Origin of the sequence: Devosia riboflavina (genome assembly GCF_000743575.1) — a bacterium.
Lineage (GTDB): Bacteria > Pseudomonadota > Alphaproteobacteria > Rhizobiales > Devosiaceae > Devosia > Devosia riboflavina.
This window is the reverse complement of record NZ_JQGC01000003.1, coordinates 313111-325738: the sequence shown is the minus strand read 5'-3', so window position 1 is coordinate 325738 and position 12628 is coordinate 313111. Positions and strand designations below refer to the sequence as shown.

Here is a 12628-nt window from a genome sequence, read left to right as displayed (position 1 = left end):
TTTCCGGTTCGAAAACGCGACAAACAAAGTCAGTCGAAGACTTCGTCGGGATAAACGCCCCAGATTTCTTCCTGGCGCACATAGCCCGAAAAATTGGCGCGTTCGCCCGGCTGCCCGGCGGTCACCGTGCACCAATCGCCATCGCATTCCGAAATATTGACGCGTACGCCTGGCGCCAGCCGCGCGCGAACGCCCGATTCGATCGAGCGCGAGGCATGCATGTCGACTTCACCATTGGCGGCGACCGGGGTCACATAGCCGGCGCGCGTGCCGACGAGCAGGCTCTGGTGCACCCAGCCCTCTTCGCCGTCTATGTCGCGAATCTTGCGCCAGGTGTCGAATTCCTGGACGATTTCGACCGGCACGCCCGAAACCGTATAGTTCCAGGCGATGTCATACTTGGTGCCGGGGCCGACGCGCACATTGATGGGGTTGGAGCGCGTCGTGACGAAGCGAGGCAATTTCAGCCCGGAAACCGATTCGGCCTGGGCCAATGCCACCGGCGTGCAGACGAAGAGGCTCGCGAACACCAGCGGCAAAACGGCGAAAATACGCGGAAAAAGCATACGGGCACGGCCCGAACCGGCGTGCGAAATGAACATGACTTTGCAGACGGATTGGAATTGCCCTATCACTACGGCATGATCCTTAACGGTCCTTAAAGGATGGTTGCACGCCGTCCCTTTGTGATCAGGTCGCAAGGCAAGCATGACATCGAGCAAACCGAAAATTCTGGTGACTCGTCGCCTGCCCGAGACCATCGAAGCGCGCATGGCGACGCTTTTTGAGACCGATGTCAACGAAACCGACCAGACCCTGACCGCCGACGACATCCTGGCCGGCGTCGAGGGCAAGGATGTCCTGGTTTCCACCATCACCGACCGGATCGACGCCGATCTCATCGCTCGCCTGCCGCAAAGTGTGCGGTTGATTGCCCAGTTCGGCAATGGCGTCGACAATATCGACCTTGAGGCCGCCTGGGCCGCGGGCCTGACCGTCACCAATACGCCGAGCGTCCTCACCGAGGACACGGCCGACATGGCCATGGCGCTGATGCTGGCCCTGCCGCGCCGCCTCGTCGAAGGCACGCAGGTCCTGCTGCGCGACCGGAGCTGGGCCGGCTGGTCGCCCACCTCCATGCTGGGCAGTCGCCTCCGCGGCAAAGCGCTTGGTATCGTCGGCATGGGCCGCATCGGTACCGCGGTGGCGCAACGCGCCCGCGCCTTCGGCCTCAATATTCATTATTTCTCGCGCAACCGCCGCCCGCCCGGCGTCGAGGAGCCGCTTGGCGCCACCTATTGGCCCGAACTCGAACCCATGCTCGAAGCGGTGGATATCGTCTCGCTCCACACCCCGCTGACCCGCGACACCACCAACATCCTCTCGGCCGAGCGGCTCGACCGGATGAAGCCGGGCGCCTATGTGCTGAATGTCAGCCGGCCCGAACTCGTCGACGAAGTGGCGCTGATCGAGCGCATCGAATCCGGCCGCCTTGCCGGCGCCGCCCTCGACGTCTTCGACAATCGCCGGGGTATCAATCCGCGCCTCCTGGCCCTCGCCGAAACCAATCAGGTGGTCCTTACCGGCCATATGGCCTCGGCCACGCTCGAAGCCCGCATCGAGATGGGCGAGACGGTCATCGTCAATATCCGCACCTTCATGGACGGCCACCAGCCGCCGCATCGGATCCTTCCTGAAAAGCCTTTGCCGAAAAGCGCACGCGGATAGAACAAGCATGCGCTGCCCCATGTGTTGCAGCTTTCCTTCAACCACCCCGCCATCATCACGCGCATCACTCGTTCATCTTGCGCGAAAGAGGCTTCCTTCTTAATCGTGCCCTCAGCAGTCGGTCTTTGGGGGCTTGGGCCGGACTACACCTGTCTTTGGGCTAAGGAGTGCCCCGTGACGCCATTGAGAACCGCGTTCCTCGTTCTTGTCGCCTTGGGCGCCGCCACAATGCCGGCTGCGGCACAGATCCGCAGCACCCCGCCCCTCGTCGAGGAAAGCGGCAAGCTGGTTCTCGATGCGCTGGACCACCAATTGCTGCTGCCGCGCCCCGATTGGCTGACGGGCGACGATGCTGCGCTCGGCCGGGTGGAAACCACCTATCGCGCCGAAGATGGACAGGCCCTCCTTGAAATCTACCCCAAGGGCGAGAGCGAAGCGCTCTGGACCACGCTTTATGGCGCCCGCATCAGCCGCGACGAAAACGAACGCACCCTTGCCGATTATCGCGCCGCCCTCATGGTGCTGCACGCCAATAGTTGCAAGCCGGAAGTGACCGGCTTCTTCCAACTCGGCCAGGACAATGGCGACAATGACCTAGCCCCGCTCGGCTTCGTCTGCGGTGCCTATGCCGATCGCTATCCGGCTTTTGCCGGGCTCGGCGAAGTCATGGTTGCAAGCTTCCAGCGCTCCGATACGGGCGTCGCCATCATCTACCAGGAATGGCGCGGCAAGAGCTTTAGCCCCGGCGATCCCCAGTCCTGGCCGGTCGCGACCGGTGTCGTCGAGGCCCGCGCCAAAGAGCTCAAGGCGGAAGTCGCGCTCAGCAAGGCGGATTGACGAAAAGGCCCCAAGGGCCTAAGCCGCTTGCCCATGAAAAAAGACAACAAGCCCCTGGGTCCGAGCCAGCGCATGCTGCGCGTTGGCGAATTGGTGCGCCACGCGCTGGCGGATATTTTTGCGCGCGGTGACATCGAGGACGAAGCGCTGGTCGGTTCGGTCGTCACCGTGCCCGAAGTGCGCATGACGCCCGACCTGAAACTGGCCAATGCCTATGTGATGCCGCTCGGTGGCGTGCATGCCGAAGAGATCGTCGCCGCGCTCAACCGGCACTCAAAATTCATCCGTGGCCGCGTCGCGCCCAAGATCAACATGAAATACGCCCCGGACATCCGCTTCTTCGTCGACGACACGTTTGAGGAAGCCGGAAGGATCGACGAATTGCTGCGCTCCGATCGCGTCAAGCGCGACCTCGAAGACGACGGCGGCGACGAAGAATAGCCGTGACCGAGCAGAAGAAATCGAAAAAGCGCCCCATCTCCGGCTGGGTTGTGCTCAACAAGCCTTATGACTTCACCTCCACGCAAGCGGTGGGCAAGGTGCGCTGGCTCTTTTCCGCCGCCAAGGCCGGCCATGCCGGCACGCTCGACCCGCTCGCGACCGGCATCCTGCCGATTGCTTTGGGCGAAGCCACCAAGGCCGTGCCGCAGGTGCAGGACGGCACAAAGGTCTATCGCTTCTCGATCGTCTGGGGCAGTGCCACGACGACCGATGACCGCGAAGGCGAAGTGGTCGCAACTTCGGATGTGCGCCCCGACCGCGCCGCGCTCGATGCCGTCTTGCCGCAATTTACCGGCCTCATCATGCAGCGCCCGCCGATTTTTTCGGCGCTCAAGATCGATGGCGAACGCGCCTATGATCTCGCCCGCGCCGGCGAAACCGTGGAACTGGAGCCGCGCCCCATCGAGGTCGACGCGCTCACCGTGCTCGAACACGGCGCTGAGCACAGTGTGCTGGAAGTCACCTGCGGCAAGGGCACCTATGTGCGCTCGCTCGCCCGTGACATTGCTGAAGTGCTCGGCACCCGGGGCCACGTCGGCAGCCTGCACCGCGCTGCGGTTGGCCCCTTCTCCGATGAAGATGCGGTGACCCTCGAACAGCTGGAAGCCGCCGAAGCCGGCGAAGCGCGCGACGCTCTTCTGGCTCCGACCTCGGCCGGTCTCGTCGACCTGCCCGAAATCCGCCTCGACGCCGGTCAGGCAAGCGCCGTGGGCAATGGCAACCCGGTGCTGCTGACTGGCGCTGCGGCGCCCGCAAACCTCGACGAATGCTGGGTCAGCTTCAAGGGCAAGGTGCTCGCCACCGGCTCGGTCGAATACGGCCAGTTCAAGCCGCGGCGGGTTTTTCACTAAGCGCCGACAAACACCGGCGCCCCCTTCCCTTCTCCCCTTGCGGGAGAAGGTGCCCCGAAGGGGCGGATGAGGGGTATTTTTGCGAAGCCCTCACACGCTCCTCTGCGGAGGAGAGATACCCCTCACCCTGATTTTCTGCTGAACGCAGAAAATCTGTCCCTCTCCCGCAAGGGGCGAGGGATGGGCTGGCTCTCAGACCAGCGCGTCCACATCCCGAGCCACCGGAATAGCCGGCTGCGCCCCCGGATTGAGACACGCAAGGCTCCCCGCCACAGCCGCGCGGCGCATGGCCTGCTCCAGCGTCATCCCGGCATCCAAGCTCGCCGCGAGATAGCCGCAGAACGTATCGCCCGCACCCACCGTATCCACCGGCGTCACCTTGTAAGCCGGGACCGCAAACTTGCCGTCCGGCGAAGCCGCCCGCGCACCATCGGGGCCAAGGGTGACCACAATCGTGCGCCCGGTCTTTGCAACCCACTCATCCATGGCCGCATCGAGTTCCTCGATCCCGCGGCCCGAGAGCAGCGCAAATTCGGTCTCATTGGCCACAACGATATCAGCCAGCGGCGCCAGGTCCGGCGTGTCGGCCAAAAAAGGCGCAGTATTGAGCACGCTGCGCGCGCCCTTGGCTCGGGCAATGTCCAGCGCCCGCCGCGTCGCGGCCTGCGGAATTTCCTGCTGCAGCAGGATCGTGTCCTTGGCCGTCAGATTGCCAAGCGTCCGGTCGGCATCTTCCGGGCTCATCGTGCCATTGGCGCCCGGCAGAATGGCGATGACGTTTTCGCCCTCCGCATCGACAAAGATCATGGCAATGCCGGTGGCGGCATGCGCCTTGCGCATTTGGCTGAGGTCCACACCGCCGTCCTGCAGCAGTTTTAGCGCCATATCCGCAAAAGCATCGTCGCCCACGGCCGACAGGTGCCGCACATCGGCTCCGGCGCGGCGCGCGGCCAGTGCCTGGTTGGCGCCCTTGCCGCCCGGCGCCATGGAAAAGGTGCCGCCCGCAACGGTTTCACCCGGTTCGGGCAGACGCGAAACAGTGCCGACCTGATCGAGATTGGTAGAGCCGAAAACAACGATCACTTGAGGACCTTTTCTATGGTGTTCCAGTTGCGCATGGTGTCGAGCACGCCTTTGCCCAGCTTGGCGTAAAGCGGTTTCAGCACCTCCTCCACGCCTTCCGTATAGCGCCCATTGGGCTGGCGATAGCCGGCAATGTAGATTTCCTTGGGGTCGATGCGGACGATCTCGGTATGGCCCGGCCTGTCCTCGATCACCACGCCCTTGGGCAGGGGCTCATCGAACATCAGCACATGCCGCGTCACATCGGCTGCCGGGTCGATTCGATCAAAAGGGTGCTCGGCGAGCATTTCCTTGATCTCGTCCTCTTGACGCAGCACGACGCCGACCTTGAAGCCAAACTTTTGCTCGATGGTTTTTTCGAGGAGCGCCTTGCTCTCGGCCGGCCCGGCTTTGCTCAGAAACCGCACATTGCCGCTGGCGAGCACGGTCTTCACATCGGCAAAGCCCGCCTCTTCGAGGCACGTCTTCAGCTCCGCCATTTTCATCTGGCGTTTGCCCAGATTGATGCCGCGCAGGAAAGCGACGTCCAAAGCCATGTCCCGCCCCTCCATAAGCGCAAACACCCGCCGCCCGATGTAGCACCGGGCGGCGGGCGATTGGAAGGCTCAGGAAGCGGCGGGCGCCAGTTCCTCGGGACTATCGTCGCGTTGCACGAACATGGTTTCGAGCAGTGACAGGAGAACAATGCCGGCCAGCATGATGCCCACGGTGATCGACACGCGCTGCACCACGACTTCAAAAGCCGAATTGGTGCCGTAGATAGAGGACAGCACCACCACGAGCGCCACCGAGCACACATACTGGTAGTATTGCGGCCGCGCCGGTCCCGTCGTCATCCGGTCGATCAGCACATAGGTGATCACGGCCAGAAGCAGCAGCAAAACGATGAACTGCGGCACGAGATTGTAGACGAAGAGCGCCAAAATCCCGACGATCGCGCCGATGATGGTGCCGCCGCCGCGATCCACCACCTGCTCGATGCGCCCGCCATGGTCGGGCTCCGCGCAGATGAAGACCATCATGATCGGCGCGATAAGCAGGCTGATATTGTTGGTCGCATAGGTGGCGATCAGCACGGCGAGATAGACGGCCACTCGAATGCCCAGTTCCACGGCCGGATTGCGCGACACATGCGGCTTGGGCTGCTCCACATGCACCCGCTTGGTTTTCGGCGGAAACAGCAGGTTGGTGACGACGGCGGCAACGCCCACCATCAGCCCGCCCGAAACCATGCTGTCGCGAATGGCGACCAGCGCATATTCGTTGTAGAGCGCCGAAATCGACATCATCGCTGGAAACACGGTCAGCATCATGCCGGCGCGCGAGCCGCGAAACAGCATGAGCGCAATGCCGCCGGCTGCCAACACCACATTCATGATGATGAAGAGCATGGGCTCGTTGACCGTCACTGCCGCAAGCCACGAGAAGATCACTGCAATGATCGGCAGCATGATCGGCCCAGCAAAGGTGCGCGGCGTCAGGGCGCCGCGCTGGCCGGAAAGAAGGCTCATGCCGATGGCAATGGGCAGCATGGGCTGGGTCATGCCCAGGGGCTCGGCCAGCGCGAACAGGAGGGCAACACCCAGCATGGTGCGGAGGGCGAGGTAGGGATCCTCGTTCGCGTCGACGCGCGGCAGCGTTTCCATTTTAGTTGAAGCCCGACATCACGCTGGAAAAGCCCAGCATGGTTCGCGCAATGGCCGGCACCACGCCGCCTTCGTCAGGCAAGATCAGTGCCGCGGCTTCCGAGCCGATACGCACATTGGCCGGCAGCGCGGCGGGATCGTCGATGCTCACGCGCACGGGAATCTTGCGGGCCGGCGGGAACCAGCGCGTATCCGTGGAAGACTGGGCGAGGCCGCCATTGGAGGTACGGCCGCTCGAAATGCCCCAGGCGATGGAATCGACCGTCGCCTCGAACTGCCGTCCGGGCGCCGCTTCAAAAACCACCACGGCCTTGTCGCCCGGCTGCACATTGACCAATTGGTTCTCGCGGAAATCGACGATGACGCTGCTGCGATCGCCCGAAATGAAGGTCATCACCGGCGAACCGGCAGCGACAAACTGGCCCTGGGTCAGCAGCAGGTTGGAAACATGCCCATCGGTCGGCGCGACCACGGTGGTGCTTTCAAGCGCAAAGCGCGCCTTTTCCAGACCCGCCTGCGCGGCGCGGAAATTGGGATTTGTGTCGTCGAGCGCGCCGGCCGAGGTCGTGACCCGCTCAAGCTCCGCCCGTGCCGCAGCGACATTGAGTTCGGCCGTCTGGAAATTGCCCTCGGCCTGCGTCTTCTGCGCATCCGTGACGAGGCCACGATCATACATCTGCCGCGTGCGTTCGACGGCGTCCTTGGCCGTGACCAGTGCCACTTCCGCCTGGCTGAGCTTGGCCTGGGTTGCCGGAATGGCGGCGCTGGCCGAGGAAATATTGGTGGAGGTCAGGTCGAGCTGTGCCTCGGCCTGGGCGACGTCCATCTTGAACGTCGTTTCGTCGATGCGGAACAGCGGATCGCCCGCCTTGACGCTCGAATTGTCCGAAACCAGCACTTCGGCGACGGGCCCGGCCACGCGCGGACCAATCTGGGTCACATTGCCCATGACGGAACCGCCCGACGCAAACGGGGCGTTATGGTCCGAAAGCGGGTACCAGGCCACGGCACCGCCCAGGATCACGAAAAGCCCCAAACCAACCATGCGGGCCTTCTTGCGGCTGCGCGAAGGTTTTGCCGGTGCTTCGACGATCTCGGCTGGTGCAACCGGCTCTGCTTCGGCCGGGACGGGGGGAACAATGCTGGGCCGGGTTTCGGCGCGGGTGGCGTTGGCGGCTTGAATGTCGCCTTCGGTCATAGGAGAAAGCTTGGCCATTTCGGTTTCTTCGATTGCTTGGTGTTGGAAGCTATCTAGTCCCGAAAAAGTACCTTTGCAAGAAAGTATCTTTGTAAAATAGTAAAAACCAGCTAAAGGAGGGGGCATGCAAGACCGGATCGAACCCTTGGTACGTGAACTGACCGACGAAATGAGCCGAGGCTACCGCGCTTTTTCCGCGGCGGCCGGCATCAACATGTCCGACATGATGGCCATTCGCTTCATCAGGGATCAGGATGGCCAGGCGACGCCCACGACGCTCGGCCGGCACCTGGGCATGACTTCGGGCGCCACGGCCATTCTCATCAACCGGCTGGAAAAAGACGGCTACGTGCTGCGCGAGCAGCATCCCAACGATCGCCGCGCGACTCTTCTGCGCGTCGGGCCCGGCGCCGAAGAAATGGCGCTGCCGCTCTCCCGCAGCGCCCAGCGCCTGCGCGAAACCGTGCTTGCTGATTATTCGCGCGCCGATGTGGAAGTCATCGAGCGCTTCCTATCCGACATCGTTGCGGCCCTGAAGGTGCGCAATGAAGGGCTTGAGGAAGAATTGGCGGCGAAGACCGCAGATCGTCATCCTCGGGCCTGACCCGAGGACACGTCACCTGGCTGTCCTCCGCTACCCCTGCGGATAGATCGTCTCGCCCCGTGCCAGCATTTCCACCAGGTTGGCGATCTTCTTCTTCCGCCCGGCCTCGGTCTTGAGGTTGTGGACGCGAAACGTCAGGGCAAAGCGGTTCTGCGCGGTGAGCCCATCATAGGTTTTCTGCGCCTCGGCATTGGCCGAAATCGCCGCCAGCAAATCCTCGGGCGGCCCCATCGTGGTCTTGTAGGCCGCGTCCCAGCGGCCATCGCTCTTGGCGAGATCGACCTGCGCCTGGCCGTGCCGCGTCATCAGCCCCGCTTCGGTCAGCCGCGCGACATTGTCGCGGTTGATCTGGCTCCACACCGATTTGGGCCGGCGCGGGCAATAGCGCTGCACAAAGCTCTCGTCGTCCCAGCTCTTGCGGATACCGTCGATCCAGCCCCAGCACAAAATGGCATCGATCGCTTCCACGGGCGTGATCGTCGGCTTTCCCGAACCCTTCTTGAAGATGCGGATCCACACCTCCGGCGCAGAGTCGTGGTTTTTCTCGAGCCAGTCGTAAAACGACTGAAAATCGGGAAATTCCTGCAGCGCCTCGGGCGGCACGTTCACCGGCGCCATGACTTTATTCCACCGTTTCGGGCGGCGTCGGCAAGAGACCTGCAAGCTTGGCGTCGAGTTTCTCGCTTTCGGGCAGGGTCAGGCCCAGTTGCTCGGTGAGAACGGCGCGAATCTCGGCAACCGAAGTCAGGCTGCGCTTTTCCGGCGCCTCGCCGGTGCGCTGGATGGTGAATTGGTCATTGTGCACCTTCAGCCGCCGCCCGCTCGGCGCCAGCGCCGCGCGCAATTGCAGCGTGAAGGGCGAAGCTTGATTGCTCGAGAGATCGCGATTGATATCCCAGAGATCAACTTCGGCGACCGCGGCGGTCGTGAACACATAGACCCCGCGCCATTCTTCCCCGATTTTGACTTCCAGCGTCCAGTCGGGATCGCCGCCGGTGAGGCGGAAAGTTTCGTGCGGCGTTGCCTGCTCGGCCCCGGCCCGAAGCCGCAGGGGGGCGGTCAGGCTCAGCCCGCCAAAGCCGACATCGGCGATGTAATTGGCGCCCTTGATGTCGATCAGCAGCAGCATGTGGCTGGGCGGCGCGGCAATGGCTTCGGGATTGGTCCAGATCACCCGCGCCAGCAGCGGCCGCACTTCATAGTCGAGATCGGCAAGAATGCGCATGAAGAGGAAATTATGCTCGAAGCAGAAGCCGCCGCGCTTGTCGGTAAGAAGCTTCTTTTCTAGGCTTTGCTGGTCGAGCAGAACCTGTTCGCCGGTCAGTGGCGCGATATTTTCGAAGGGAATGACGGCCGGATGCAGCGCGTGCAACTGTTCGAGAGTCTGAATGGTTGGGGCAATCGAACCGGCAAAGCCGATTCGCTCGAAATAGGCATTGAGATTGACCTTTTCGGGCATCGACCACCTTCGTCGCTGTTTCCTGGGCCCCATTATATGGGGAAAGGGTAGGGCTTTGTCACGGGGTGCGCGACAGCTTCGGCACCCATTGGCCGTCATCCTCGGGCTTGACCCGAGGACGTTTCACTTGAACGCGTCGCCACAAAGTGGAGCGCCTTCGGGTCAAGCCCGAGGATGACGAACCGTGATATCGAAGATCAGACCGGCGCCTTGCGAACGCGGATCACCACGTCGACATGGGCCACTTCCATGCCCTTGGGCGGCTGGGGCAGGGCCTTGAACTCGACCGAGGAGGCCGGGATATCGATCATCCGCTGCTCGTCTTCCACAAAGAAATGGTGGTGGTCCGAGGTATCGGTATCGAAATAGGAGCGCGAGGCGTCGATGGCGACTTCGCGCAAGAGCCCGGCTTCATGGAACTGGTGCAGCGTATTGTAGATCGTCGCCAGCGAAACGTTCACATCGGCGGCATTTGCCTCCGAATGCAACTGCTCGGCGCTGACATGGCGGTGCGGGCCGCCAAACAGCAGTTCGGCCAGCGCAACGCGCTGCCGCGTCGGCCGCAATCCGGCCATACGCAACACTGCCGTCAGGCAGGGCGTGTGGGACGCAGGACGGTCGGCAAGGTCAAAATCGGTCATTGGGCCAGTGCTACTCGTCTCATTGGTCCAGAAAATATGGCTCCAGTTATAGTGGCGGCAGGGGTTTGAAACAAGTCGCTGAACTGTCACAGCCGAAGTCCCGTTCAGCGCCTTGTTCCTTGGGCTGTCTTGACCCGTTTTCCGCACCTCTATACGAGACAAGGCTTGAGCTTAGCGGGGATGGGTAATGGCGGACCGGCAACACGCATTTGGTTATGAAGAGCTTTTGGCGCACGGCCGGGGTGAATTACCCGGGCAGATGGATGCGCGCCTGCCCGCGCCCCCAATGCTGATGTTCGACCGTATCACCCATATCGACGAAACCGGCGGCGATTACGGCAAGGGCCTCGTCCGTGCCGAGCTCGATGTGAACCCGGACCTGTGGTTCTTCAAGTGTCACTTCATCGACGATCCCGTCATGCCCGGCTGCCTCGGCCTCGATGCCGTCTGGCAGATGACCGGCTTCTTCCTCGGCTGGATCGGCCAGCCCGGCAAGGGCCGCGCGCTTGGCGGCGAAATCAAGTTCACCGGCCAGGTGACCAATGACGTCAAGCGTGTGGAATACGGCATCGACATCAAGCGCGTCATGCGTTCGCGCCTGACCCTCGGCATTGCCGATGGCTGGGTCAAGGCTGACGGGAAATTGATCTACGAAGCCAAGGATCTGCGCGTTGGTCTCTTCACCGATGCACAGCTCCACGAGCAGAAGACCGCCTGATCGGCCTTAATGCCGTACTGAACTGCAACTATATAGGTGAAGCGCCGGGCCCAAGGCGACTTCCCGAGACGACCAGAGCGAGGATTTTATGAGACGAGTAGTGGTAACCGGCATGGGTATCATTTCTTCGATCGGCAATTCGCTCGACGAAGTCACTGAAAGCCTGCGCCTGGCCAAGCCCGGCATCGTCTTTGCCGAAGACTATGCCGAACTGGGATTCCGCTCGCAGGTCAAAGGCGACCCGCGTCTCGACCCGTTTGAAGTCCTCGACCGCCGCGTTACCCGCTTCATGGGCAAGGGCGCGGCCTGGAACTATCTCGCCATGCAGCAGGCCATCGCCGATGCGGGCCTCGAAGAATCGGATATTTCCAACCCCATGACCGGCATCGTCATGGGTTCGGGCGGCGCCTCGACCCGCACCATCGTCGAAGCCGCCGACGTCACCCGCGAAAAGAAGTCGCCAAAGCGCATCGGGCCGCTCGCCGTGCCCAAGGCCATGGGCTCGACGGCCTCGGCAACGCTGGCAACCGCCTTTGCCATCAAGGGCGTCAATTATTCCATCACCGCCGCCTGCGCGACCTCAAAACATTGCATCGGCAATGCGATGGAGCAGATCATGCTGGGCAAGCAGGACATCGTCTTTGCCGGCGGCCACGAAGACCTCGACTGGACCCTCAGCGACCTTTTTGACGCCATGGGCGCCATGAGCTCGAACTATAACGAGACCCCCGAAAAAGCCTCGCGCTGCTACGATGCCGCCCGCGATGGTTTTGTCATTTCCGGCGGCGCCGGCGTGCTGGTGCTCGAAGAGCTTGAACATGCCAAGGCGCGCGGCGCCAAGATCTGGGCCGAACTCGTCGGCTATGGCGCGACATCGGACGGCGTCGACATGGTCGCACCCTCGGGCGAGGGTGCCGAGCGCTGCATGCGCATGGCGCTCAAGAACGTCAAGGCGCCGATCGACTATATCAATCCGCACGCCACTTCCACGCCCGTGGGCGACCTCAAGGAAATCGAAGCCCTGCGCGCCGTCTTCGGCAATGAGGGCAAGTGCCCGCCGATCTCGGCGACCAAGTCGCTGACCGGCCATAGCCAGGGCGCGACGGGCGTTCATGAATCGATCTATTCGATCCTGATGATGAAGAACCGCTTCATCGCCGAAAGCGCCAATATCGACGTGCTCGATCCAGCCTTCGAGGACATGCCGATCCTGCGCCAGCGCCGCGACAATGTCGATCTCGGCTATGTGCTCTCCAACTCCTTCGGTTTCGGCGGCACCAATGCCGCTTTGGTGTTCAAGCACCCCGACGCGTAAGGCGCGCTTATCACCGCACGGAAAAACGGGGCCTTTCGGCCCCGTTT

15 protein-coding genes are annotated in these 12628 nt (G+C 62.6%); 7 read left to right on the top strand and 8 right to left on the bottom strand.

All coding sequences use genetic code 11. The features are described from left to right. Positions 1-29: 29 nt before the first annotated feature. Entirely contained in the window at positions 30-602 is a 573-nt protein-coding gene (locus tag JP75_RS04705; RefSeq protein WP_051960355.1) for an SH3 domain-containing protein, read from the bottom strand. Between the two features lie 106 nt (positions 603-708). Here JP75_RS04705 and JP75_RS04700 point away from each other — a divergent pair, with 106 nt between their 5' ends. From JP75_RS04700 to truB, 4 genes are all read left to right on the top strand, one after another. After that, on the top strand, positions 709-1728 hold the full coding sequence (locus JP75_RS04700) for a 2-hydroxyacid dehydrogenase (RefSeq protein WP_035079865.1): 1020 nt from the start codon (positions 709-711) through the stop codon (positions 1726-1728). Positions 1729-1902: 174 nt separating this feature from the next. Continuing rightward, complete coding sequence (locus tag JP75_RS04695; protein WP_152565727.1) at positions 1903-2565, top strand: hypothetical protein; 663 nt, start codon at positions 1903-1905, stop codon at positions 2563-2565. Positions 2566-2598: 33 nt separating this feature from the next. Then, positions 2599-3006 carry a 30S ribosome-binding factor RbfA gene (gene rbfA / locus JP75_RS04690; RefSeq protein WP_035079861.1) on the top strand — a complete coding sequence of 136 codons (408 nt, stop codon included), beginning with the start codon at positions 2599-2601 and terminating at the stop codon, positions 3004-3006. A 2-nt stretch (positions 3007-3008) separates the two neighbouring features. After that, positions 3009-3917, top strand: a complete 909-nt coding sequence (truB, locus tag JP75_RS04685) for a tRNA pseudouridine(55) synthase TruB (protein ID WP_035079860.1) — start codon at positions 3009-3011, stop codon at positions 3915-3917. 192 nt (positions 3918-4109) lie between these two features. On the opposite strand, the gene JP75_RS04680 is transcribed toward truB, so the two are convergent. The 4 genes from JP75_RS04680 to JP75_RS04665 all read right to left on the bottom strand — a co-directional run bounded on the left by JP75_RS04680 (position 4110) and on the right by JP75_RS04665 (position 7862). Next, positions 4110-5000: a ribokinase gene (locus JP75_RS04680; protein ID WP_035079858.1), complete on the bottom strand. Its 891-nt coding sequence runs from the start codon at positions 4998-5000 to the stop codon at positions 4110-4112. Continuing rightward, on the bottom strand, positions 4997-5536 hold the full coding sequence (locus JP75_RS04675) for a DUF1697 domain-containing protein (RefSeq protein ID WP_051960354.1): 540 nt from the start codon (positions 5534-5536) through the stop codon (positions 4997-4999). The genes JP75_RS04680 and JP75_RS04675 overlap by 4 nt, the downstream gene beginning before the upstream one ends. A 69-nt stretch (positions 5537-5605) precedes the next feature. Further along, entirely contained in the window at positions 5606-6646 is a 1041-nt protein-coding gene (locus JP75_RS04670; RefSeq protein ID WP_035079856.1) for an FUSC family protein, read from the bottom strand. Between the two features lies 1 nt (position 6647). Then, positions 6648-7862, bottom strand: coding sequence for an HlyD family secretion protein (locus tag JP75_RS04665; protein ID WP_051960353.1), 1215 nt, complete (start codon positions 7860-7862; stop codon positions 6648-6650). A 106-nt stretch (positions 7863-7968) separates the two neighbouring features. Here JP75_RS04665 and JP75_RS04660 point away from each other — a divergent pair, with 106 nt between their 5' ends. Continuing rightward, positions 7969-8448 (top strand): MarR family winged helix-turn-helix transcriptional regulator, encoded by a 480-nt coding sequence (locus JP75_RS04660; protein WP_035079854.1) that lies wholly within the window; start codon positions 7969-7971, stop codon positions 8446-8448. A 30-nt stretch (positions 8449-8478) separates the two neighbouring features. On the opposite strand, the gene JP75_RS04655 is transcribed toward JP75_RS04660, so the two are convergent. The 3 genes from JP75_RS04655 to irrA form a co-directional block, all read right to left on the bottom strand. Then, positions 8479-9066, bottom strand: coding sequence for a YdeI/OmpD-associated family protein (locus JP75_RS04655; protein ID WP_035079852.1), 588 nt, complete (start codon positions 9064-9066; stop codon positions 8479-8481). 4 nt (positions 9067-9070) lie between these two features. Continuing rightward, positions 9071-9907 carry an arylamine N-acetyltransferase family protein gene (locus JP75_RS04650; protein WP_035079850.1) on the bottom strand — a complete coding sequence of 279 codons (837 nt, stop codon included), beginning with the start codon at positions 9905-9907 and terminating at the stop codon, positions 9071-9073. A gap of 197 nt (positions 9908-10104) precedes the next feature. Further along, positions 10105-10548, bottom strand: a complete 444-nt coding sequence (gene irrA, locus JP75_RS04645) for an iron response transcriptional regulator IrrA (protein ID WP_035079848.1) — start codon at positions 10546-10548, stop codon at positions 10105-10107. 187 nt (positions 10549-10735) lie between these two features. Here irrA and fabA point away from each other — a divergent pair, with 187 nt between their 5' ends. Next, positions 10736-11266, top strand: a complete 531-nt coding sequence (fabA, locus tag JP75_RS04640; RefSeq protein ID WP_035079846.1) for a 3-hydroxyacyl-[acyl-carrier-protein] dehydratase FabA — start codon at positions 10736-10738, stop codon at positions 11264-11266. An 88-nt stretch (positions 11267-11354) separates the two neighbouring features. Continuing rightward, complete coding sequence (fabB, locus tag JP75_RS04635) at positions 11355-12581, top strand: beta-ketoacyl-ACP synthase I (protein ID WP_035079844.1); 1227 nt, start codon at positions 11355-11357, stop codon at positions 12579-12581. The last annotated feature ends 47 nt before the right edge of the window (positions 12582-12628 follow it).

Excerpts from the sequence above, each read along its gene's own strand:
- rbfA (WP_035079861.1), top strand. The coding sequence starts at position 2,599 with ATGAAAAAAGACAACAAGCCCCTGGGTCCGAGCCAGCGCATGCTGCGC.
- fabB (WP_035079844.1), top strand. The coding sequence starts at position 11,355 with ATGAGACGAGTAGTGGTAACCGGCATGGGTATCATTTCTTCGATCGGC.
- fabA (WP_035079846.1), top strand. The coding sequence starts at position 10,736 with ATGGCGGACCGGCAACACGCATTTGGTTATGAAGAGCTTTTGGCGCAC.
- JP75_RS04705 (WP_051960355.1), bottom strand. The coding sequence starts at position 602 with ATGTTCATTTCGCACGCCGGTTCGGGCCGTGCCCGTATGCTTTTTCCG.
- JP75_RS04650 (WP_035079850.1), bottom strand. The coding sequence starts at position 9,907 with ATGCCCGAAAAGGTCAATCTCAATGCCTATTTCGAGCGAATCGGCTTT.
- JP75_RS04660 (WP_035079854.1), top strand. The coding sequence starts at position 7,969 with ATGCAAGACCGGATCGAACCCTTGGTACGTGAACTGACCGACGAAATG.
- JP75_RS04675 (WP_051960354.1), bottom strand. The coding sequence starts at position 5,536 with ATGGCTTTGGACGTCGCTTTCCTGCGCGGCATCAATCTGGGCAAACGC.
- irrA (WP_035079848.1), bottom strand. The coding sequence starts at position 10,548 with ATGACCGATTTTGACCTTGCCGACCGTCCTGCGTCCCACACGCCCTGC.
- JP75_RS04665 (WP_051960353.1), bottom strand. The coding sequence starts at position 7,862 with ATGGCCAAGCTTTCTCCTATGACCGAAGGCGACATTCAAGCCGCCAAC.
- JP75_RS04700 (WP_035079865.1), top strand. The coding sequence starts at position 709 with ATGACATCGAGCAAACCGAAAATTCTGGTGACTCGTCGCCTGCCCGAG.
- JP75_RS04670 (WP_035079856.1), bottom strand. The coding sequence starts at position 6,646 with ATGGAAACGCTGCCGCGCGTCGACGCGAACGAGGATCCCTACCTCGCC.
- JP75_RS04655 (WP_035079852.1), bottom strand. The coding sequence starts at position 9,066 with ATGGCGCCGGTGAACGTGCCGCCCGAGGCGCTGCAGGAATTTCCCGAT.